General features: G+C 68.0%; 20 protein-coding genes and 1 tRNA gene. 11 read left to right on the top strand and 10 right to left on the bottom strand.

Annotated features, from left to right (window positions below; translation table 11 throughout):
* The first annotated feature begins 66 nt into the window (after nt 1-66).
* The 3 genes from MHN80_RS16665 (at nt 67) to MHN80_RS16655 (ending at nt 4,391) form a co-directional block, all read left to right on the top strand.
* Entirely contained in the window at nt 67-1,854 is a 1,788-nt protein-coding gene (locus MHN80_RS16665; RefSeq protein WP_101818619.1) for a long-chain fatty acid--CoA ligase, read from the top strand.
* 72 nt (nt 1,855-1,926) lie between these two features.
* Complete coding sequence (opgC, locus tag MHN80_RS16660) at nt 1,927-3,210, top strand: OpgC domain-containing protein (RefSeq protein ID WP_239402699.1); 1,284 nt, start codon at nt 1,927-1,929, stop codon at nt 3,208-3,210.
* 8 nt (nt 3,211-3,218) lie between these two features.
* On the top strand, nt 3,219-4,391 hold the full coding sequence (locus tag MHN80_RS16655) for a PLP-dependent aspartate aminotransferase family protein (RefSeq protein WP_239402698.1): 1,173 nt from the start codon (nt 3,219-3,221) through the stop codon (nt 4,389-4,391).
* A 162-nt stretch (nt 4,392-4,553) separates the two neighbouring features.
* Here the strand turns inward: MHN80_RS16655 and MHN80_RS16650 are convergent, their stop codons facing one another.
* Together MHN80_RS16650 and MHN80_RS16645 are read right to left on the bottom strand one after the other, a co-directional pair.
* Nucleotides 4,554-6,104 (bottom strand): methyltransferase, encoded by a 1,551-nt coding sequence (locus MHN80_RS16650; protein WP_239402697.1) that lies wholly within the window; start codon nt 6,102-6,104, stop codon nt 4,554-4,556.
* 47 nt (nt 6,105-6,151) lie between these two features.
* Entirely contained in the window at nt 6,152-6,871 is a 720-nt protein-coding gene (locus MHN80_RS16645; RefSeq protein WP_239402778.1) for an HNH endonuclease family protein, read from the bottom strand.
* Between the two features lie 299 nt (nt 6,872-7,170).
* On the opposite strand from MHN80_RS16645, the gene MHN80_RS16640 reads away from it, so the two are divergent.
* From MHN80_RS16640 to MHN80_RS16630, 3 genes are all read left to right on the top strand, one after another.
* On the top strand, nt 7,171-8,778 hold the full coding sequence (locus MHN80_RS16640; protein WP_239402696.1) for a hypothetical protein: 1,608 nt from the start codon (nt 7,171-7,173) through the stop codon (nt 8,776-8,778).
* 75 nt (nt 8,779-8,853) lie between these two features.
* Nucleotides 8,854-9,249, top strand: coding sequence for an Lsr2 family protein (locus MHN80_RS16635; protein ID WP_172622052.1), 396 nt, complete (start codon nt 8,854-8,856; stop codon nt 9,247-9,249).
* 311 nt (nt 9,250-9,560) lie between these two features.
* Nucleotides 9,561-9,845 carry a hypothetical protein gene (locus MHN80_RS16630; protein WP_239402695.1) on the top strand — a complete coding sequence of 95 codons (285 nt, stop codon included), beginning with the start codon at nt 9,561-9,563 and terminating at the stop codon, nt 9,843-9,845.
* A 1-nt stretch (nt 9,846) separates the two neighbouring features.
* On the opposite strand, the gene MHN80_RS16625 is transcribed toward MHN80_RS16630, so the two are convergent.
* From MHN80_RS16625 to MHN80_RS16615, 3 genes are all read right to left on the bottom strand, one after another.
* Entirely contained in the window at nt 9,847-11,229 is a 1,383-nt protein-coding gene (locus MHN80_RS16625) for a PQQ-binding-like beta-propeller repeat protein (RefSeq protein WP_239402694.1), read from the bottom strand.
* 2 nt (nt 11,230-11,231) lie between these two features.
* The gene (locus MHN80_RS16620; protein ID WP_239402693.1) at nt 11,232-12,581 is read right to left on the bottom strand and encodes a hypothetical protein; all 1,350 of its coding nucleotides are present in this window, start codon (nt 12,579-12,581) and stop codon (nt 11,232-11,234) included.
* A gap of 64 nt (nt 12,582-12,645) precedes the next feature.
* A tRNA-Leu gene (locus MHN80_RS16615) sits at nt 12,646-12,727 on the bottom strand.
* Nucleotides 12,728-12,827: 100 nt separating this feature from the next.
* Between MHN80_RS16615 and MHN80_RS16610 the strand changes: the two genes are divergently transcribed.
* From MHN80_RS16610 to MHN80_RS16590, 5 genes are all read left to right on the top strand, one after another.
* Nucleotides 12,828-13,265: a transcriptional regulator gene (locus MHN80_RS16610; protein WP_101822820.1), complete on the top strand. Its 438-nt coding sequence runs from the start codon at nt 12,828-12,830 to the stop codon at nt 13,263-13,265.
* Entirely contained in the window at nt 13,262-13,612 is a 351-nt protein-coding gene (locus tag MHN80_RS16605) for a DUF3817 domain-containing protein (protein WP_004019538.1), read from the top strand. Before MHN80_RS16610 ends, MHN80_RS16605 begins: the two co-directional genes overlap by 4 nt.
* A 49-nt stretch (nt 13,613-13,661) precedes the next feature.
* Entirely contained in the window at nt 13,662-14,768 is a 1,107-nt protein-coding gene (locus MHN80_RS16600) for a glycosyltransferase (RefSeq protein WP_239402692.1), read from the top strand.
* Nucleotides 14,769-14,977: 209 nt separating this feature from the next.
* Entirely contained in the window at nt 14,978-15,595 is a 618-nt protein-coding gene (locus MHN80_RS16595; RefSeq protein WP_239402691.1) for a TetR/AcrR family transcriptional regulator, read from the top strand.
* Nucleotides 15,592-16,230 carry a GNAT family N-acetyltransferase gene (locus tag MHN80_RS16590; protein ID WP_239402690.1) on the top strand — a complete coding sequence of 213 codons (639 nt, stop codon included), beginning with the start codon at nt 15,592-15,594 and terminating at the stop codon, nt 16,228-16,230. The genes MHN80_RS16595 and MHN80_RS16590 overlap by 4 nt, the downstream gene beginning before the upstream one ends.
* 28 nt (nt 16,231-16,258) lie before the next feature.
* On the opposite strand, the gene rdgB is transcribed toward MHN80_RS16590, so the two are convergent.
* The 5 genes from rdgB to MHN80_RS16565 all read right to left on the bottom strand — a co-directional run bounded on the left by rdgB (nt 16,259) and on the right by MHN80_RS16565 (nt 19,942).
* The gene (gene rdgB / locus MHN80_RS16585) at nt 16,259-16,873 is read right to left on the bottom strand and encodes an RdgB/HAM1 family non-canonical purine NTP pyrophosphatase (protein WP_239402689.1); all 615 of its coding nucleotides are present in this window, start codon (nt 16,871-16,873) and stop codon (nt 16,259-16,261) included.
* Nucleotides 16,873-17,628 (bottom strand): ribonuclease PH, encoded by a 756-nt coding sequence (rph, locus tag MHN80_RS16580; RefSeq protein WP_004019532.1) that lies wholly within the window; start codon nt 17,626-17,628, stop codon nt 16,873-16,875. The genes rdgB and rph overlap by 1 nt, the downstream gene beginning before the upstream one ends.
* 35 nt (nt 17,629-17,663) lie before the next feature.
* Complete coding sequence (locus tag MHN80_RS16575; protein WP_004019531.1) at nt 17,664-18,428, bottom strand: cyclic nucleotide-degrading phosphodiesterase; 765 nt, start codon at nt 18,426-18,428, stop codon at nt 17,664-17,666.
* A gap of 78 nt (nt 18,429-18,506) precedes the next feature.
* A complete protein-coding gene (murI, locus tag MHN80_RS16570; RefSeq protein WP_174316842.1) occupies nt 18,507-19,313 on the bottom strand; it encodes a glutamate racemase in 807 nt (268 codons plus the stop codon).
* On the bottom strand, nt 19,313-19,942 hold the full coding sequence (locus MHN80_RS16565) for a rhomboid family intramembrane serine protease (RefSeq protein WP_064571499.1): 630 nt from the start codon (nt 19,940-19,942) through the stop codon (nt 19,313-19,315). The genes murI and MHN80_RS16565 overlap by 1 nt, the downstream gene beginning before the upstream one ends.
* Between the last annotated feature and the right edge of the window lie 27 nt (nt 19,943-19,969).

The following is a 19,969-nucleotide window of genomic DNA, read 5'->3' as shown; positions in this document are numbered from 1 at the left end:
ATCGGTCCCGGTCACACGCATACCGATGTCCGGAATGTCCATTTGTTCTCCCGTCTCAGGAGTGCCATGCAGCAGCAGTACGCCACCCCGTCTGATCTGACGATCGACGACAAGGCGACGACCGTCGACACGATCCTGCGTTACCGCGCCGAGCGCCCCACGATGCCGCTCTTCCGCAAGCGCTCACACAATCAATGGGTCAACGTCACCGCCAAGCACTTCACCGACGAGGTGGACGCGGTCGCCAAGGGACTCATCGCCTCGGGCGTGCAGGCCGGGGACCGCGTCGCCATCCTCTGCTCGACCCGTTACGAGTGGACCGTCCTGGACTACGCGATCTGGCGCGCCGGCGCCTGCACCGTCGCGATCTACGAGACCTCGGCCCCTGACCAGGTCCAGTGGATCCTCGAGGACTCCGGCGCCACGTTGCTGTTCGTCGAGAACCACGAGCACTACACCCGCCACCTCCGGGTGATCGACGAGACAGCGACCCTCAAGGAAACCCTGGTCATCGACGACCACGCGCTTCCCACGGTCACCAAGCGCGGCGCGAAGATCGCCGATGCCGATCTCGACCAGCGTCAGGCGAACGCGTTGTCGTCCGACGCCGCCACGCTGATCTACACGTCGGGCACCACCGGCCGTCCCAAGGGCGTCGTCCTGACACACGCGAACTTCCTCGCCGAGACCGCCGCGACCCGGGACGCGGTCGGCGCCGGAATGCGCGAGGGCAAGTCGACGCTGCTCTTCCTGCCACTGGCCCACATCTTCGCCCGGGTCGTCACCGTCGGGTGCGTGGAGAACGGCGTGATCCTCGGACACACCAACGACCTGACGAACCTCGTGGCCGACCTGGGCGTGTTCAAACCGAACTACGTGCTGTCGGTGCCCCGCGTGTTCGAGAAGGTGTACAACTCCGCCAAGCAGAAGGCCTACGACGGCGGCAAGGGCTCGATCTTCGACAAGGCGACCGACACCGCGATCGAGTTCAGCAAGGCCACCGAGGCCGGCAAGGTCGGACTGGGCCTCAAGCTCCGCCACGCCGTCTTCGACAAGCTGGTGTACGGCAAGCTGCGCGACGCCCTGGGCGGCCAGTGCGAAGGCGCCATCTCCGGCGGCGCCCCGCTCGGCGCGCGTCTCGGTCACTTCTTCCGCGGCGTCGGCATCCCGGTGTACGAGGGCTACGGGCTGTCGGAGACCACCGCGGCGGTCACGGCCAACAACGAGGACAACCAGAAGGTCGGCTCGGTCGGCCGACCGATCCCCGGCGTCACCGTCGCCATCGCCGAGGACGGCGAGGTCCTGCTCAAAGGACCCGTCGTGTTCGGCGGGTACTGGAAGAACCAGGCCGCCACCGACGACGCCATCCGCGACGGCTGGTTCCACACCGGTGACATCGGCACGCTCGACGACGGCTATCTGTTCATCACCGGCCGCAAGAAGGAACTGATCGTCACCGCCGGCGGCAAGAACGTCTCCCCCGCCCAACTCGAGGACACCATCCGGGCGCATCCCCTGGTGAGCCAGTGTCTCGTCGTCGGCGACAACAAGCCGTTCATCGCGGCACTCATCACCATCGATGCCGAGGCCGTTCCCGGATGGCTCGAGCGCCACGGGCTGCCGGCCGACACCCCGGTCTCCGACCTGGTCGACAATGCCGACCTCAAGGCGGAGATCGACGCCGCGGTGAAGGAGGCCAACACCAAGGTCTCCAACGCCGAGGCGATCAAGAAGTTCTCCATCCTCGAGACCGACTTCACCATCGACACCGGAGAGCTCACCCCGACGATGAAGCTCAAGCGCAACGTCATCCACGACGCGCACAAGGAAGCGATCGCCGACCTCTACACCTGAGCGAATCTCTCAGCACGACTCGCCGCGGCCCGGGATGACCCCGGGCCGCGGCGCTGTCTATCGTGCAAGTCAATGAAACGAGACCTGGCCATCGATGCCACCCGCGGGGTGGCGATCTGGAGCATGATCACGGCGCACTTCGCGCATGAGTCCACGCTGGCCACCCCGACGCACGCCTATCCCTACGTGGACGGCATGTCCGCGTTCGTGATGCTGTCGGGAATCGTCCTCGGCCTCGTCTACCAGCGGTGGGTCGCGCGTCACGGACTCGCCTTCGCCTACCGGCGGCTGGCCAAGCGGATTGTCGTGCTCTATCTGTGCCAGCTGGTCATCGCGCTCGTCGCGGTCGCCGCGGCCCTGGCCGGTCATCGCTGGCTGACGCTCTTGCTGCCGGTCGACGGCTGGGCCGACGGCATCCGGCTCGCGCTGACGATGCAGTACCTGCCGAGCGGCGGCAACATCCTGCTCCTGTACATGGTCCTGCTGATCTCGGCGTTCGGACTCTTCCCGCTGCTGCGCCGAGGCTGGTGGATCTGGGTCCTCGCCGCCTCGCTGGGTCTCTATGTGTTCTCGCTGATCTACTCCCCCGGCTGGTTCTACCTCAGCGCCTACCAGGCCGCCCCGCACATCCAGAACGTCGCCGGCTGGCAGATCATGTTCGTCCCCGCGCTCGTCATCGGCTGGAACTGGTCGACCTGGAAGGTCCCGGAGTTCGTCGACCGGTGGCTGGTCGCGATCGTCGTCGTCGCCCTTGCGGTGGCGTTGTTCTTCCACTTCGGCATCGACCACGGCCCCTGGGCGCATCTCGAGCCCTACGTCGCCGACAAGCTGGACTTCCGACCGGCCCGGGCCATCGGCGCGTATCTCGCGATCCCGGCCATCTACGGGCTCTTCCGGCTGTTGCTCAAGTGGTGGCACCACGACTGGCTGCGACCTCTGGTCATGACCGGGACCCGCAGCCTCGACTCCTACGTGATCCAGGCGATCGCCCTCGTCGTGGTCCCCATCCACATCGCGCACCGCCCATGGAACTCGGTCACGATGGACGCCGTGGCGCTGCTGGTGTTCGCCGCCTGCTGGGGCTGGGCCGAGTTCCGCCACGTCGCCCACATCGACAAACTGCACAAGCTCCCGGTACGGGTGGTCGACCTCGTCCGCCCACGCCGAGCCGAGGTCGCCCCCAGATCCGGACCCGGAGTACCCACGCACGAGAAACCGGACGCCACTCGGTCTGCGGGACCGGTCGTCGACGACCTGTCGGCCGGTGTGGTGTCCGACGACCTGTCCGGAATGGATCGGGACGTGATGGACCCGGCCGGGTCACGCATCGACGAACCGATGGGAGTTCATCCGTGACAGGTGAGATGACACGCAGCGTCCACGCCGGGAACGACGCGTCGGGTCCGTCGGTGCGGACTCCCATCACGATGGCGAATTCGTATCACCTGCCGCCCGAACCCGAGGCGATGAGCTGGTCGGGCACCGAGCAACTGTTCTACACGCGCAACACGGGCGCCAACCAGGTCGCATTGCAGGACAAGCTCGCCGCACTCGAAGATGCCGACGACGCCGTCGTCCTCGCGTCCGGGGTGGCCGCATTGCACGCCGTGTTCTTCACCCTCCTGTCCGCCGGTGACCACGTCGTCGTGTCGGACACGACGTACGAGGCCACGTGGAAACTGTGGTCGGACCTGTTGCCGACGAAGTACGGGATCGAGGCGACCTTCGTCGATGTCGGGGACCTGGATGCCACCCGCGCCGCCGTGCGGCCCGGGACCACCCGCATGCTGATCGCCGAGACGATCGCCAACCCGACCACCAAGGTCGCCGACATCGGCGCTCTCGCACAGATCGCCGCCGACACCGGAGCGCTGCTGCTCGTCGACTCGACCTTCACCCCACCGGTGTTGTACCGCCCGCTCGCCGACGGCGCCGATCTGGTCGTGCACTCGCTGACCAAGTACATCAACGGTCACGGTGACGCGATGGGTGGCGCCGTGCTCGGCCGACCGGACCTGATCGCGCAGATCCGGGAGCAGGCGATGGTCGACGTCGGCGGCGTGATCTCGCCGTTCAACGCGTGGTTGATCGCCCGCGGTGCGATCACCCTGCCACTGCGATTCGCTCAGCACCAACGCAATGCCGAGCGGGTCGCGGCCTTCCTCGACGACGACCCGCGCATCGCCTACGTGTGCTACCCGGGACTGTCGTCGCATCCCGAACACGACCTGGCCGCGCGACAGTTCGGCGGTCGCGGCTTCGGAGGCATGATGGCCTTCGCGGTCCGCGGCGATCCGGCCACCCAGAACCGTTTCGTCTCAGCGCTGACGACGATCACCTCGGCGGTGTCACTCGGTCACGACGAATCGCTCATCGTCCACGTCGGTGCCGACGGGCGGCGGGTCGCCGCGTACCCGGAGCCCTTCCGCGAGTGGGGCCATCTACGATTCTCGGTGGGCCTCGAGGACGCCGACGACCTCATCGCCGACCTCGCCGCAGCGCTCGACGCGACGTTCCCGGCCACCCCAGGTGGTTGAGCCGGCGCCACCCCCCGCTGGTTGAGCCGGCACCGAGCGCAGCCGCCGGGCCGAGCAAGCGACGAAGGAGCGCATCGAGGTCGAGGCGCTTCCCCTGCTGGTTGAGCCGGCACCGAGCGAAGCGAGGAGCCGAGTCGAAACCACCTCCCCCCGCAACCACTCTCAGGTCGCTTCGTACAGAATCCCCCGGCCGATCGCCTCACGGACGACAGGCAGCGCGACCTCGGCCAGGGCGTCGGCATCGACGCCGTGGAAGTCGGCGAGGAGTTCGAGCAGGACACCCAGCGGCACCTGTCCCCGGCAACCGGCGAGCAGGGCGCGCGAGATCTCGTCGACGCCGAGAACTGCGCCGGGACCCCCGGGCCGGCGAACCGCGGCCGACACCTGTTGCCAGCCCTCGTCACCCGGGAGCGAGTGCTCCTCGAGCATGACCGGCGCCACCGACAGCCGCTGTGCGAGCAGCCGGCCGTCGGAGGTCTCCCGCAGGTAGCGCCGTCGCGCGAGAAATGCCTGCGCCTCGAATCCGGTCACCTCTTCACCGGCGCCGGTGATCTCCTCGACCACGACGTCGGGAGCGCGGTTCTCGTCCGGCATCGGAAGCCGGGCGGTGATCGAGCCCATCCCGATCGCCACGATGCCGTTGGTCTCGAACCATTCGAGCCACTCCGCTCCCCGCTGCGCGGCGTCGGACTCGTCCTCACCGGCGTCGGACAGCCACAGGGAGATGTAGCTGATGGGGTCGGCGACCTCGCGCTGCACGACCCACGCGTCGAGTCCGGTGCCGGCGAGCCACGACCGGACGCGCTCCTCCCACGGTTCGCCGTCGCGGATGATCCAGTTGGCCAGGATCTGGCCGATGCCACCAGGATTTAGATGCGCGGGCAGCTCGCGGACGAGTTGTTCGCAGAGCCCGTCCCCGACGACCCCGGAATCGCGGTAGATGTAATCCTGGCCACCGGCGCCGACGACGAACGGCGGATTCGACACGATGAGATCGAAGCGTTCCCCGCCGACGGGCTCGAACATGCTGCCCGAGCGCAGATCCCACGACATCCCGTTGAGGCGGGCCGTTGCCGCGGCCAGCGCCAGCGCTCGGTCGTTGGTGTCGGTGGCCACGATCTGCTCGCAGTGGGCGTCGAGATGCAGAGCCTGGATGCCGCACCCGGTACCGATGTCGAGCGCGCGACGGACGGGCTCACGGATGACCGCTCGGGCCAGCGAGATCGACGCACCGCCGATCCCCAGGACGTGGTCGCGGGCAACGGGTCCGGGCCGCATCGCGGCGTCCTGATCGGCGACGACGAGGTAGTCGCGGGTGTCGTCGGCGTGCGGCCGGATGTCGAGGTTCGCGCGAACCCGCGACCCATCGACCCGGACCAATACCCCCTGGGCGATCAGCGCGTCGATTCCGGCCGTCGGGAACGACGCGGCGACAGCGTCTTCGGGCTCGTCCGAACCCAACAGGAACAAGCGGATCAGAGTGGCCAGCCGACCGTCCTCGCCTGCGGCGTCGCGCGTGGCGGCGAGCGCAGGCCACCACACACCCCGCACGAGCGCTTCGTGCGCGTCGGCGCCGAGCAGGCCGGTGACGCCGTCGTTCGTGTACCCCGCCGACCGCAGATCGGCACCGAGCGCCGCGACGACGGTGTCGTCGGTCAGCGGATGGCCGGCGGCGTCGTCGGATGGCTGGGGTCGTCCCTGGTCGGCGGTCACGGTCGCCAAGGCTACCGACGAGGCCGCCGACCGCCGGCCCGACGGGTTCAGCACGATGCGAGGACCCGCCGCATGGCGTCGCGTTCGGCCGGGGTCACCCACAGTCCGTACGACTTCTTGACCTCGATCTGCCGGCCGACGTAAGTACATCGGTACGCCTTGTTCGGCGGGAGCCACGTGGCGGCGTCGCCGTCGCTCTTCCGTTGGTTCACGGTCCCGGAGACGGCCTGCAGATTCCGCGGATCGTTCGCGAACTCGATGCGCTTGCCCGCGGCCCAGTCCGCCGCGCCCTTCTGCCAGGCGTCCGACAACGCAACGACGTGATCTATCTGAACGAGCGCCGACGTCTCCTGTCCTCGGGTGAACGGGATGGTCGTATCGGTGTACGGGTCGGCCAGCGTGCCGGCGAGAACTCGACACCCGTCGTCGTGGACCGTGATCCCGGTGAGGTCTCGGCGGAGGATGTCCTCTCGCGTCCGGCAACCGTTGCGGCCGAACTGCACGTCGACCGCGTCGTCCCACGCCTTGCCGAACCGCGCCCGGGCATAACCGGTCTTGGGGGCACGCCCCTTCACCTGGAGAGTTGCCAGGTCGGCGAGGGCCTGACCGACGCCGGGTACCGACGTCTGGACCCCTGGTGACGGCAGCGCAGATGTCGACGAGCCGACGGGCGGAGCCGACGGGCGGAGCACCTCTCCCGATCCGGTGTCGGTCCCGGATACGAACAGGGCACCGAGTCCCACGACGACCGACACCGCGGCGATCATCACCGACAACCATGCCGCTCGACGTCTCACCTCGAAATCGTTGCACGACGCACCGACAGTGCTTCCCGTCCACCCGGTGCGCGGACCGGCGCCGCGCACCTTAAGATTCGTTCGACTAACTTCCCCTTCGCGGACTGCTCTGGTCGCGCACGACGCCGTGATGGCGGCGGGCGCCGACACTCCTCGCCGGGGTACCAGACGACTATTCGGGTAGTGGGTGCATGAGTTCAGGTCGGGGCAATGCAGCACGGCGCGTACAGCCATGGGTACTGCGACTCGTCGCGGTGTTCACATTGACGATGTCGCTGCCCACTCTGGCGGCCGGGACGAGCACTGCCGCGATCGTCGGTAGCACGGCACCGTTCTCGGCAGCTCCGCTGCGCGCGACGCCGGTCCACGAGCTCACCCCGACCGTCGACCCGGAAACCGAGACCTATCCGGAACGCCTCGAACGCATTGAGACCCTGACCCACCCCCTGCTGCCGACGCCGAAGTCACTCGAGGGCGCCGAGACACGCTGCGCGAGTGGCGATTTCACCACCCTGTCGGTCGTGTACGAGTCGATCTTCGAGGCCGTCTACGACATCCTGCCGCCCTCGTTGCAGGCGTCCGCGCGCGCAAGCCGGGCTGCGGCGCATCGCGACATGCGTAGGCTGCACATCTCGACCCTCGCCGTGACCGAGCATCCGCTCACCCTCGGTGCCGACGACGACGATCCCGCCCTCGACTACCGCGACCCGATCTCGCAGCTTCTCGTCTCGAACCTCCTCAAGATCCGCGACGGCCGGCACACCGAGGCGATCCCGCTCGGGAACATCACCGTGATCCAGGCCGTCGAAACGGTGTGGCTGTACATGTTCACCACCGTCCTGATCCCGGCCCGGCTCCTCGTCGGGTCGGCACCGGACCTCGGCAGTCCGTTCGCCGGCACCGACGCCGACGGCCTCGCGCAGTTCGTCACGTACAACTGGCTGCTGTCCGCCTTCGTCTTCTCGTCTGAATTCGCGGTGAAGGCCCTCTTGCGCGCCACGGCGAAGACCGTTCTCGACCAATGCGTCGCACGAGTGACCGACGAGCAGCGCGCCCAGGCGGGACGCCCTAGTGACACCGTCCGCTTCGACATCCCCATCCCGCCGATGGTGGCCGAGATCGCCGACCACCTCGCACTGGCCGATGTCGAGACCTGCACGCCGATCGGCTCCCTCACGCTCGGCCGGTTGGTCCGCTACGTGTCCGCGCAGGCGCAGGAGAACAACCCCGCCGATGCAGCCAGGATTCGCGGCGAGACGACGCGAATCCTGAGCGTCATGCGCGGAATCCGCGTCCACCACAACCTGATCCCGCTCGACCCGGCGGAGGATCGTTCCGTCGGGGAACTGGGCGTCTCGCTCTTCGGTTCCCTGATCCCGATCTTCGGCGGCGCCCCGCTCGACATCTTGCTCGGCATCGGACACAACCTCGGCCACGGCGCGGATCCCTGGGAAACCGTGTCGCTCGACGAGCTCACCGTCAGCAAACCGATCACCGCGGCGCACTACGCGTACAAACTCGCGCTGCACCTGATCCGTGAGGTCGGCAATGTCGTCGAGCCGTCCATCCTCGGAGACAGCCCACTGCGTCCGACCCGCCTGCTGGTGACCGTATTGGGACTGCCGATGACCTATGGGCTGGTGACCGCGCACCATGTGATCCGGTCGATGTGCCTGCGCGTCGACGACACCACCGGTAGCGGGTTGGGCGCCGAGGCGAACCGACGGAAGACAACCGACCCCACTCCGCGAGTCGGCGTGACCCGGAAACGCGAATCAACCCGGCCGTCGGCGTCGAGAACTGCGGAGCCGTCGCGAGCCACCTCCACGATTCCGCGTCCCGAAGCACCTCGATTCAGCATTCCCGGCCTGAATTGAGCGGACGAGTCCGCATTCGACGGACTTGTCGCTCTATATCCGAAGTGACTCCCGACACCGGGAATGCAGACGTCCATGAATCCGCCTCGTCTTTCGACTACCGTGGTCAGTGTGTCGAAAATACAGACAGTGACCTTTGTCGACGATCTTGACGGTCGCGAACTCGATCCCCAAGACGCACAGACGGTTTCGTGGTCGTGGCTCGGCGTCGACTACGAACTAGACGTGTCCTCGACCAATCTCGACAAGATCGAGCAGGGAAAAGTGACCGTCGCGAAATTGCTCAAGGCGTCGACCCGAGTCGGTGGGCGTCGGCGGTCACCATCCGCACGAACGAAGACCAATTCCGGCGGGGCCGGTTCGTCGGTGAATGCCTCAATTCGGGAATGGGCGGCCGACAACGGTTACGAGGTCTCCGCTCGCGGCCGGATTCCGAACGACATTGTCGAGGCGTACAACGCCGCCCACTGATCCAGTCGACGACTGCCTGATCGATCGCCAGAGTCCGATACCGCGGACTCTGGCGATCCGCATTTTGGCCGGCCGCCACGTACACCCCGATCGCGCTGCGCCGCAAACGATTCGGTACACACGACGGACACTCACTGCCGGGGCGTCGAATCAAGACGCTGGGTCGGCCCCGTCGCACGTGCAGCACGTCCCGCACAACATTCACACTGTCAATGGCCTCATTTGATAAGATGATGCGCACGAACGGTGTGCCACCGGCGTGCGGAGCAGTTCACCGTCGGAGGCCACCCCGAGGGGGACAGGACAATCGGATGAGCACAACGGAGAACGAGTCGGTCGACCACGACGGCGCTGACAGTGAGGCCCCGGACGAGGTCGCGGTGGCGGCCCGGGTCAGAGTGACGCTCGACGACGGTTCGACCAGGGAGGGCGAGGTCGTCGACGACTTCGCGGACCTGGCCGGCAACGCCACCATCGAAACCCGCATCGACGACGAGCACACCGCGCGCCTACGCCGCTGGGCGATCTCGACCGACGATCACGCCATCGTCTTCGCCGACGACGACGCGGTCGAGGTCATCTCGGCCCAGATGTGACTCAGAGGGGCGCGAGCCTGATCATTCGACGGTCCGACGAGAAGATCCACCCGTCGCCGTAGGGCTCGAGTGCTGTGCCGGTGACGAACGCATCCGGGTCGGAATCGATGGCGAGGAACGGTGCCCTCCACGCGATCTCGCCGGTGGTCACGTCGACAGCGGTGAGGGTGACGCCATCACTGCCGGCCAACAGACGGTCGCGATAGCCATCTGGGTTCACGCCGGCAGAAGCATCGTCGCGCCACGCTCTGTGCCACAAACGTTTACCGGTTCTGAGGTCGACACCACCGTCGCTGCGGGCGGTGCTGTCCGTCACGTACACAACGCCGCCGGCGACCGCGGTCACGGCTCCGGTTGCGTTGGTGTCGCGCGATATGAGGTCGCTGTTCGTCCACAATCGGTCGCCGGTGGCGCGGTCGTAGGCCGAGTCGCCGAGTAGGACGGGGTCGGAGTCGGTCGTGGACTCGTACCCCGGCCGTTGGACGGTGGGATTCGAGCTCGACGCGACCACCTTCCCGTCCGGCCCCCTGAGCAGTTGCTCGGCCGCATTGCCGGCCGACTCGCAGCCGGTGTCGGCGTGGACGAGGAACCCGCCCGGCAGCAGCGACGAGGTTCTGACGCATTGTGTTCCGTTACTCCACAATTCGGCGCCCGATCCGGCATCGAACAGGGCGACGTCGCCACCGGTGCGCACGAGCCCGACACCATCGATCACGGTGAGCGCCTCGCTGCTGTACACCTCCTCATAGGAGGCACCGACGTCGAATTGGCGGGTCCAGTGAGCCGACACGTCGTCGAAGGTGCCCGAGTGGACTCGCACGTCGTTCTCCTCGACGCTGCCCTCGGCGACGTACAGGGCGTCAGACGTGGTCGCGATGGCGAAGATACTCTCGGACACCGTGCGTCGTGTCGAGTCACCCGAGTCGATGTCGTAGCTGACGAGTTCGTGGTCCTTCTGAAGGGCGTGGCAGTAGATCTTGCCGTGGAGCGGAACATCACTGCAGCTGACGAGATCGTGCGCGGGAGCCTGCCAGCGCACGTCTCCGCTGCCCGCGTCGATGCCGATCATCAGGGGATCACCGAGGGTCGTCCCCTCATTCGGGGTGCCGACGACAGTGAGAAGCGTGTCGCCGGACCGGATCATCCCCGGCTCGCCTGCGGCGAACGCGGTTCCTCCGCGCGGGTCGGCGAACGCGGCGAACGGACGACCCAGCGACTCGGCGGGATCGAGCGACCAGGCTAGACCAGGCGTTCCCGCAATGGTTCCGGTGATCTTCTTGACCGTCGACGGAACGCGGTCCACCCACACCACGGCCGCCGCGGAGACCGTCACGACCGCGACCACCGCCGCGACGACCAGTGTCCAGGTACTCCGGGCCGGCATCGTCAGAGCTCCAATCCTGGTGTCAACGCGATGTTCTCGAGCTCTTTCATCGGCAGCGGCTCGGTCGGCGAGGCTGCCGAGGAACTGACCGAGACGCGGGTGCCCGTCGGGCGGGTCACCACCACGGAATGGGTCGTCTCACGGACCTGTTCGCGTGGGTCGGTCGTCGACGACCTCGACTGCCACATGACGTCGGTCTGCACCAGGGTCCCATCGGGAAGGGCTCGCAGCGTCTTCTGGCTACCCCGGCCCGGAACCGGGCGTTCTGCGGACGGCCTCGGCTGGCCACCGATGATCGTGATGTCTATGGCCACACCATCCCCGAGATCCGCGACACCGGTGCACAGCATGCCCTCCGCGGGCGAACCCACCGGCACCATGGGCGGCAACCGCGCGCCGCCGAGATCGACGGTGGCGAGAACCGCGTCGAGTTCGCGCGCCTCCTCACGCGTGACCGAAGTGCCCTTGTACGACTCGAAGGGACTCTCACAGTGTTCGATCGGTGTCGGTGTACCCGGGGCGACCGGGGTGCTCACGCGAAGTCCCGGGTCGTCGACGATGCGCACCAGGTCGTCGATGGACAACGGCACCGAGCCGCTGCGGTCTTGCTGGTTCGCACCGGTCGAGTCACTGGCCCGCGCGGTGATCCAGGTTCCGTCGGCCACGTAGGCGCGGGCCGTCTTGCTGAGGGTGCGAACGCCGTCCACTTCCTGCCAAGTGTCGTGGACGTCGACCACCACGCCGTCGCGCAGAGTGCGGCGTTCATCGAGTTGCCCTGCCACACAGGGCGGAATCGGTAGCGACGAGCGTTGTACATCGACAGACACCGAGCCCCTCGCATTTCCGTTGATCAGCTCACCCCCGGCGTACGTCGACCCGCGGGGCTCCGGGGCCGGGGCCTTGAAAGAGGTGATCGGCTGGAAGATGAACGATTGCCGCGGGCTCGCGAAGGCGATCTCGGCCCGGGCCGGGAGCGCTCTCGCCAGCGCGGTGGACATCGCGGTCGCCTTCGGTCCGTTAAACCACGGGAACTCCGGATTGTCGTATGTCGGCGGCGGCCCCATTCCGGTGAACGCGGTGTAGCCCGACTCCTCGGGCACCTCCACGATGTCGCATCCGGGGATCGGTGCTTTCGGGTCGACCGGCTCGTCGACCACCGTCGGCGCCTCGGTGGCAGCGGGATCGGACTGCTCGGTCCCGGACGACGCCGGCGGCGGTGTCGTCGTGAGTTCGGGATCGGGTGACGGCAGCACGAGCCCGACCACCACGAACGCGAGAGCGACGATCGACACCAGCACCAGCGCAGTGGTCCAGGACCGCGCCGACGGCGACGAACTCGTGTCGTCCACCATCTCTGCCGACCCCGCTTCCGTCGACGGACGCGTCACGCCGGACCGCGCCGAACACAATTCAGAGTGCGCGAGGGGGGACTTGAACCCCCACGTCCTGAGACACTGGAACCTAAATCCAGCGCGTCTGCCAATTCCGCCACTCGCGCGTGGGCGCGACGCCCCAGGGTGGCGGGGAGTCACGCAGTGTAACGGCGACCACCCTACCGGCCGCGTTCTGATCATCGCAGGCCAGGTACCGTCGTAGGCATGTCCTCCACCCGTCGCCGCGCCCACCGGCCCGCGCTCACGGTGCTCGCCGTCTCCGCCGCCGTGGTGTGCCTGGCGCTTGCGTGGTGGCAGTGGTCGCGGTATGAGTCGGCGTCTGGTTCCGGATTGAACCTCGGTTACGCCCTGCAGTGGCCTGCGTTCGCGGCGGCGGTGATCTACGCCTACCGAAAGTTCGTCATCCTGGAGAGCGATCCCGACGAGGCACGCAGGGTCGGCGCCGGGAAGTCCACGGACCAGATCCCCGAGGGAATCCTCCCCGAACGTCCGACGACTCCCAGTGCGTCGTCGCTGACCTCGTCGGACCCCGCGAACGACGTCGCCCTCGCCGAGTACAACCGCTATCTGGCCGAGCTCCGCGACGCCGACGCCCGTCCGACCGACACGAAACCCACACCCTCATCGAAAGGCCAGCAGTGACCGAGACCGATTCCACCGCCCCCGCCCTCGCCGCCCCGGTGGAGAAGGTCCGCGGCGCGTTGTTGCGGTATCGCGTCCTCGCCTGGATCACCGGCGTGTGGTTGCTGCTGCTCGTCGTCGAGCTCGTGCTGACGTACGGCTTCGACAATCACGCACTCGACTTCGTGCCGTTCGTGCACGGCTGGGTCTACTTCGTCTACCTGATCATGGCCATCGACCTGGCGATCAAGGTGCGCTGGAGTGTGGGCAAGACCGTCATCACCGCCATCGCCGGCACGATTCCCTTCCTGTCCTTCTGGTTCGAGCACAAGCGGACCCAGGAAGTGAAGGCGCAGTTCAACCTCTGATATCCCCACGCTGGACGTCCGTTCATCCGGGTCCGGCTCACTGGACTCCGTGCGGATCGTCCAGCTCGCGAACTTCTACGGCGGACGCTCCGGCGGTCTGCGCACCGCGGTGGACCGCTGGGGCGCCGGCTACGTGGAGGCAGGGCACGACGTCGTCCTGATCGTCCCCGGCGCTGACCCCGGCGAGGAGGCACTTCCCTCCGGTGTCACCCGGATCACCGTCGCCGCACCACGCATCCCCGCCTCGGGCGGCTACCGCCTCGCGTCTGCGCGTCGCGTCGCCGACGTCCTCGCCCATCTCCACCCCGACGCCCTCGAGGTCTCTGACCGCCTCACCCTCCGCGGTTTCGGCCGGTGGGCGCGCGCCCGGGACATCCACTCGACGATGGTGTCCCACGAGCGCCTCGACCGCCTACTCGGTCAGATCATGCCCGGCCCGACGGCGCGGGCGCTCGCCGATCGAGCCAACGCGGCCACCGCCCGCGACTACGACACCGTCGTCTGCACCACCGACTTCGCCGCCGCGGAGTTCGATCGCGTCGCGGCGCCCAACGTCGTCCGTGCTCCGCTGGGTGTCGACCTCGACGTCTTCGACCCGCGGCACCTCGATCCCAATCTGGGCGAGCAATGGTCCGACGGCACCGGCGCGCTCATCGCCCACTGCGGACGCCTCTCGGTGGAGAAGCGCGCCGACCGAAGCATTGCGGCACTCAACAGGCTCCACCGTTCCGGGACGCCGGCACATCTGGTGGTCGCGGGCGACGGGCCGATGCGAGGCCCGCTGCAACACCTGGCGCGCGGACTACCGGTGACATTTCTGGGGCACCTCACGGACCGGCGGCAGGTCGCCGCACTCCTCGCGAGCGCCGACCTCTCGCTCTCCCCCGGGCCGCACGAGACGTTCTGTCTCTCCGCACTGGAATCACTGGCCGCCGGTACACCGGTCATCGGATCGCGCTCGTCGGCCGTCGCGAGCCTCGTCGACGACACGTGCGGCGCTGCTGCCGAGGATTCCGGGTCGGGTTTCGCCAGCGCTATCCGGCAGGTGCTCAGCCTCCCTCGGCTCGATCGCGAACGAGCGGCCCGGCACCGGGCCACCCAGTACCGCTGGCCCGATTCGGTCGCGCGGATGCTGTGTGTCCACACCGGCAGCTGATCACCCTCGCACCTCTCCCGTGCACGGTCGATGAATGTCGACGCACGCTCGACGGGTTGAATCCGCCACGGGATCGGACGCACGGTCGACGGACCGGGCGAGACCGCCGGGAGCCTCGCATTCCCCCGGAGGTTGAAACTGTACCGTCTGGACGGTATAGTTATAGATGACGTCAGAAGACCCCCGGATCCGATCAGAAGGAGGACGACATGGGACGCACATCCGGACGCACCGCCGCCGATACGCGACGGTCCATCCTCGACGCCGCGGCCCGTCTCGTCGCGCGCCAGGGTGCCGCGGTATCGGTGTCCGAGATCGCCGCCGCGGCCGGGGTGTCGAAAGGCGGGTTGCTCTATCACTTTCCCGCCAAAGACGGACTGCTCGAAGAACTCGCCGCCGACCTGATGGCCAAGTTCCGGGCCGAGGTCGAACGAGTCGCCGGCGAGGAGGCCGAGACACCGGGACGACTCACCAGGGCCTACATCCGGGTGAGTTTCGCCGACGCCCGGGACTCCGCCGGTCTGCGCGACCAGATCGCTTTGGCCGCGAGCCTGATGTACGAACCGGGCCCGGCCGAACTCGCCCAGCAGGACGCCGATCACTGGCGAACCACGCTGGCCGACGACGGCCTCGACCCGGCGATCACACGACTCATCATCGCGGCCGCCGATGGCTCGAACACCGCCCCGCTCTGGGGAGCGGTCCTCGACGACGGCGACCGGGCCGCACTCGAAGCAGACCTCATCGCACTCACACACGGCTCGGGTCCGGTCGCCCCCAACCCGACAACCACACTCGACAACACCTACGAAATGAAGGGATCATGACCGACATCACTTATCGCCCATACCGTTCCACCGACGCCGAGGACGTCAAGAAGATCATCGACGAGGCGTTCTTCATCCACCGGTACGTCCGCGGTCGTCGCGTTCTCGACAGCGCACTCGAGGTCTATCTGCGTGAGCAACTGGTGGCGAGCACCTGGACCCGCGTCGCCGAGAAGGACGGTCACGTGGTCGGGATCATCCTGGGACGGGTCGACGGTGAGCCTCACCTGCCCGAGCGGGCGAAGAACAGGGCGCTCCTCTGGGCGCACACCGCCCGAGCCGCCGTTCTCGGACTGTCCCAGTGGAAGTCGCTGCGCGGCTTCTTCGCGTACGAATCGGTGGCCCACCGGCTCGGCGCCCAGACCGGCAGGCCGCTCGACGATGAACTGACGCTGTTCGCCGTCGCCTCCACGACGCGAGGTCACGGCGTCGGCGCCCACCTCTACGGCGCGTTCCTGGACCACCTGCGCGGCCGGGGTCGTTCGGACTTCCACCTGTACACGGACTCGCTGTGTACGTTCGGTTTCTACGAGCGACAAGGGATGTCGCGTGCAGGCGCCGACGACATGGACATCCTGCTCGACGGCGAACCACACACGTTGGGCGTCTACATGTACACCGGCACGGCGAGCTGATCTCGTCCGCGCGTCGACGCGACGGGCGTCAGCCCGCGAGCGCGCGCAGCGCCGGGACCAACTGCGCCAGCGCTTTTCCGCGGTGACTCAGCCCGTCCTTCTCCGCCGGCGACAATTCCGCCGCGGACCGGCCGGCGGCGATCTCGTCCTCGGGGGCGAACAGCGGGTCGTAGCCGAATCCGTGCGGCCCGCGTTCTTCCCGCAGGACGCGTCCACGCCACTCGCCGCGCACCACCGTCTCGGTCCCGTCCGGCAGCACGAGGGCGCACGCCGACACGAACGCCGCGCCACGGCGTTCGTCCGGGGTGTCCGACAACTGGGCCAGCAGGAGCGCGTTGTTGGCCGGGTCGTCGCCGTGCCGGCCCGACCAGCGCGCCGACAGCACGCCCGGCATTCCGTTCAGGGCATCGACCGCGATACCGGAATCATCGGCGAGACAGGGCAATCCGGTCGCTCGAGCACCTGCGTGAGCCTTGATCAGCGCGTTGTCCTCGAAGGTGGCGCCGGTCTCGGGCTCCTCCGGGTAGTCGGGCACCGCGTCGAGGCCGACGATCTCGACCCCGGTGATGCCCGCGGCATCGACGACGCGCTGGAGTTCGGCGAGCTTCTTGGCATTGCGGCTCGCCAGGAGCACCGAGGACATCAGGCCCGTCCCGGGAGTTCACCCGGGTACGGTTCGGCGAGCACCGCGCGCTGAGCCTCGAACAGCTTCTCCGTACCGACGGCGGCGACGTCGAGCAGCGCATCGAGCGTCGAACGCGGGAAGGTCGCTCCCTCGCCGGTGCCCTGCACCTCGACGAGGGTGCCGGCATCGGTGGCCACGACGTTCATGTCCACCTCGGCCCGCGAATCCTCCTCGTAGGGGAGGTCGAGTCGGACACGGCCGTCGACGACACCGACGCTCACCGCGGCGATCGCGCACGAAAGAGGTTGCGGGTCGGACAGTTTGCCCGCCGCGCGCAGGTAGGTGACCGCATCTGCCAGCGCGACATAGGCGCCGGTGATGGCCGCGGTGCGGGTACCGCCGTCGGCCTGCAGGACGTCGCAGTCGAGGGCGATGGTGTTCTCGCCCAGCGCGCCGAGATCGATACACGCGCGCAGCGAGCGACCGATCAACCGACTGATCTCGTGGGTGCGTCCGCCGACCCGCCCCTTGACCGACTCACGCGACGACCGATCGTGGGTGGCGGCCGGCAGCATCGCGTACTCCGCGGTCAGCCACCCGAGCCCGGAACCACGACGCCAGGGCGGCACGCCGTCGGTGACACTCGCGGTGCACATCACCCTGGTCTTGCCGAACTCCACCAGGACCGAACCCGCCGGGTGGCTGGTGAACCCGCGGGTGAACGTGATGGGACGGAGTTCGTCGTCGGCTCTGCCGTCAGCTCGTGTGGTCACGGGTCTCACTGTAACGACCGGCGCGCGCACGACATCTAGGTGAGGTCGATGACCTGTCCCTGGCTGACGAGCTCGGTCGGACCGGAGAACGTACTGCGGGCCTCGGCGAGGATCTCCGCGGAATCCGACCACGGCGCGACGTGGGTGATGGCGAGCGCACGGACGTTGGCCTTGGTCGCGGCCTCCCCCGCCTCGATCCCCGACATGTGCAGATCCGGTGGGCGTTCCGACGGCGCGTGCGTCCACGACGCCTCACACAGGAACAGGTCCGCGTCGGCCGCGAGATCGATGAGTTCGTCGCAGGGCGCCGTGTCCCCGCTGTAGGCGATCACCTGCCCCTCGGGTCCGGTGATCCGCAAGCCGAACGTGTCGGGCGGGTGGTTGACGTTCATCGCCCGGATCCGCATCCCGCCCAGCGTGATCTCCTGATCGTCGCTCCATTCGTGGACGTCGAACGTGTCGGTGATGTCGTCGAGCTGGCCGGGGAACTCCGATGACCCGTAGCCGATCCGCAGCGCGGTGCCGTGCGGCCCGTACAACGGTGCCCGCCGGCTGGCCGGCTCGGGCGCGTACCGCCGCCAGACGAGCATCGCGGGGAGATCGAGACAGTGATCGGCGTGGAGGTGGCTGAGGACGACGGCGACGTTGCTGGGGTCGGCAACGCGCTGCAGCTCACCGAAGACTCCCGGGCCGCAGTCCACCAGTACCGGTTGTTCACCGGGAACGGAGAGCAGATAACCGGAGCACGCGGCGCCCGGCCCGCCCACACTGCCCGAGCACCCGAGGACCGTGAGACGCATAGGCCCCACTGTGCCACGATTCCGCGCCCGGGCGTCGGCATACGGGTCACAACTGCGCGGCGAAGCGCGGTGGGTTCCTCAGACGTGCTGCACGGCTCCGATGACCGGACCGAGGAATCGGTTCGAGAGCTTCGCGAAGAGGTCCGGATCGCCCGTCGCCTGGAAGACGCGGGTCGCGTCGCGGCCCGTGTGCGGATGCAGCAGGTCGGCCTCGGTGAGGACTCGGAAGAGGTCCTTCGCGGTTTCCTCCGCGCTCGACACCAGGGTCACCTCGTCGCCCATCGCGAGCTGGATGACCCCTGAGAGCAACGGATAGTGCGTGCAGCCGAGAACCACGGTGTCCACCCCGGCCTGCTGCAGCGGCTCCAGGTATCCCTGGGCGAGCCCGAGGATCTGCCGGCCGCTGGTGATCCCGCGTTCGACGAAGTCGACGAATCGCGGACACGGCACCGCGGTGATCACCGCGTCCCGCGCCGCCGCGAACGAATCCTGGTACGCCCGTGAAGAGATCGTGGCCTCGGTGCCGAGGACGCCGATCCGGCCCGTCTTGGTGGCGACCACCGCACGACGCACCGCGGGCAGCACGACTTCGATGACCGGGATCGGTGCGTACCGTTCGCGAGCATCGCGCAGGCAGGCGGCCGACGCGGTGTTGCAGGCGATGACGATGGCCTTCACCCCTCGATCGGCGAGATCGTCGCCGATCGCGAGGGCGTGCCGGCGGATCTCCGGGATGGTCAGAGGTCCGTACGGCCCGTTGGCCGTGTCGCCGATGTAGACGATGTCCTCGTCCGGCAGCAGGTCGATGATGGCGCGTGCCACCGTCAGCCCGCCGACGCCCGAATCGAAGATCCCGATGGGTGCGTCCTGGCCGCCCGCCGCGATTATGGCGCCACCCCCGGGTTGGTGGCCGCCGGCTTGCGCCGATCGCGAGCCGCCAGCGCCCACGCCGCGAACACACCGGCGATCGCGCCGAACAAGTGGGCCTGCCAGGAGATCAGCGGATCCGAGGGCAGGACGCCCCAGAGGATCGATCCGTACACCAGGAACAGCACGAGGCCGCCGAGGATCTGCCACAGATCGCGGTTGAACAGACCGCGGACGATGAGGAAGGTGAGCCAGCCGAACACGATGCCCGACGCCCCGACGGTCACCGAGTACGGCGCCGCGAACAGCCAGACGCCGACCCCCGACACCACCCAGATGATGCCGGTGACGATCAGGAACCGCTGCGTCATGAGCACGAGGAAACACAACACCGCGCCGGGCATCAGATTGGCGAACAGGTGCTGCCAGTCGCCGTGGAGGAACGGCGCCCACACGATGCCGTCGAGCCCGTCGACCTGTCGTGGTTCGATGCCGTTCTGGTCGAGATCGACGCTCGTCGCCACGTCGATCGCCTCGATCACGAACAGCACCGCGACGATGCAGGCGGTGATGATCGCCGATCGCAACCACAGCGGGCGGGTGCGCCGGGTGGGCTGCTGCCCGACCGGCGGGGTGTACGAGCTCATGGCCTGGTGGTTCCTCGGGTAGCGGAG

This window comes from Gordonia sp. McavH-238-E (genome assembly GCF_022348225.1).
Taxonomy (GTDB): Bacteria; Actinomycetota; Actinomycetes; order Mycobacteriales; family Mycobacteriaceae; genus Gordonia; species Gordonia terrae.
Note: the sequence above shows the minus strand (reverse complement) of the source record. Positions and strands in the feature narration are given on the sequence as shown.

Coding starts and splice junctions, on each gene's coding strand:
- MHN80_RS16665 (WP_101818619.1), top strand. CDS start 67: ATGCAGCAGCAGTACGCCACCCCGTCTGATCTGACGATCGACGACAAG.
- opgC (WP_239402699.1), top strand. CDS start 1,927: ATGAAACGAGACCTGGCCATCGATGCCACCCGCGGGGTGGCGATCTGG.
- MHN80_RS16655 (WP_239402698.1), top strand. CDS start 3,219: ATGACACGCAGCGTCCACGCCGGGAACGACGCGTCGGGTCCGTCGGTG.
- MHN80_RS16645 (WP_239402778.1), bottom strand. CDS start 6,871: ATGATCGCCGCGGTGTCGGTCGTCGTGGGACTCGGTGCCCTGTTCGTA.
- MHN80_RS16640 (WP_239402696.1), top strand. CDS start 7,171: ATGTCGCTGCCCACTCTGGCGGCCGGGACGAGCACTGCCGCGATCGTC.
- MHN80_RS16635 (WP_172622052.1), top strand. CDS start 8,854: ATGAATCCGCCTCGTCTTTCGACTACCGTGGTCAGTGTGTCGAAAATA.
- MHN80_RS16630 (WP_239402695.1), top strand. CDS start 9,561: ATGAGCACAACGGAGAACGAGTCGGTCGACCACGACGGCGCTGACAGT.
- MHN80_RS16625 (WP_239402694.1), bottom strand. CDS start 11,229: ATGCCGGCCCGGAGTACCTGGACACTGGTCGTCGCGGCGGTGGTCGCG.
- MHN80_RS16620 (WP_239402693.1), bottom strand. CDS start 12,581: ATGGTGGACGACACGAGTTCGTCGCCGTCGGCGCGGTCCTGGACCACT.
- MHN80_RS16610 (WP_101822820.1), top strand. CDS start 12,828: ATGTCCTCCACCCGTCGCCGCGCCCACCGGCCCGCGCTCACGGTGCTC.
- MHN80_RS16595 (WP_239402691.1), top strand. CDS start 14,978: ATGGGACGCACATCCGGACGCACCGCCGCCGATACGCGACGGTCCATC.
- MHN80_RS16590 (WP_239402690.1), top strand. CDS start 15,592: ATGACCGACATCACTTATCGCCCATACCGTTCCACCGACGCCGAGGAC.
- rdgB (WP_239402689.1), bottom strand. CDS start 16,873: ATGTCCTCGGTGCTCCTGGCGAGCCGCAATGCCAAGAAGCTCGCCGAA.
- MHN80_RS16575 (WP_004019531.1), bottom strand. CDS start 18,428: ATGCGTCTCACGGTCCTCGGGTGCTCGGGCAGTGTGGGCGGGCCGGGC.
- MHN80_RS16565 (WP_064571499.1), bottom strand. CDS start 19,942: ATGAGCTCGTACACCCCGCCGGTCGGGCAGCAGCCCACCCGGCGCACC.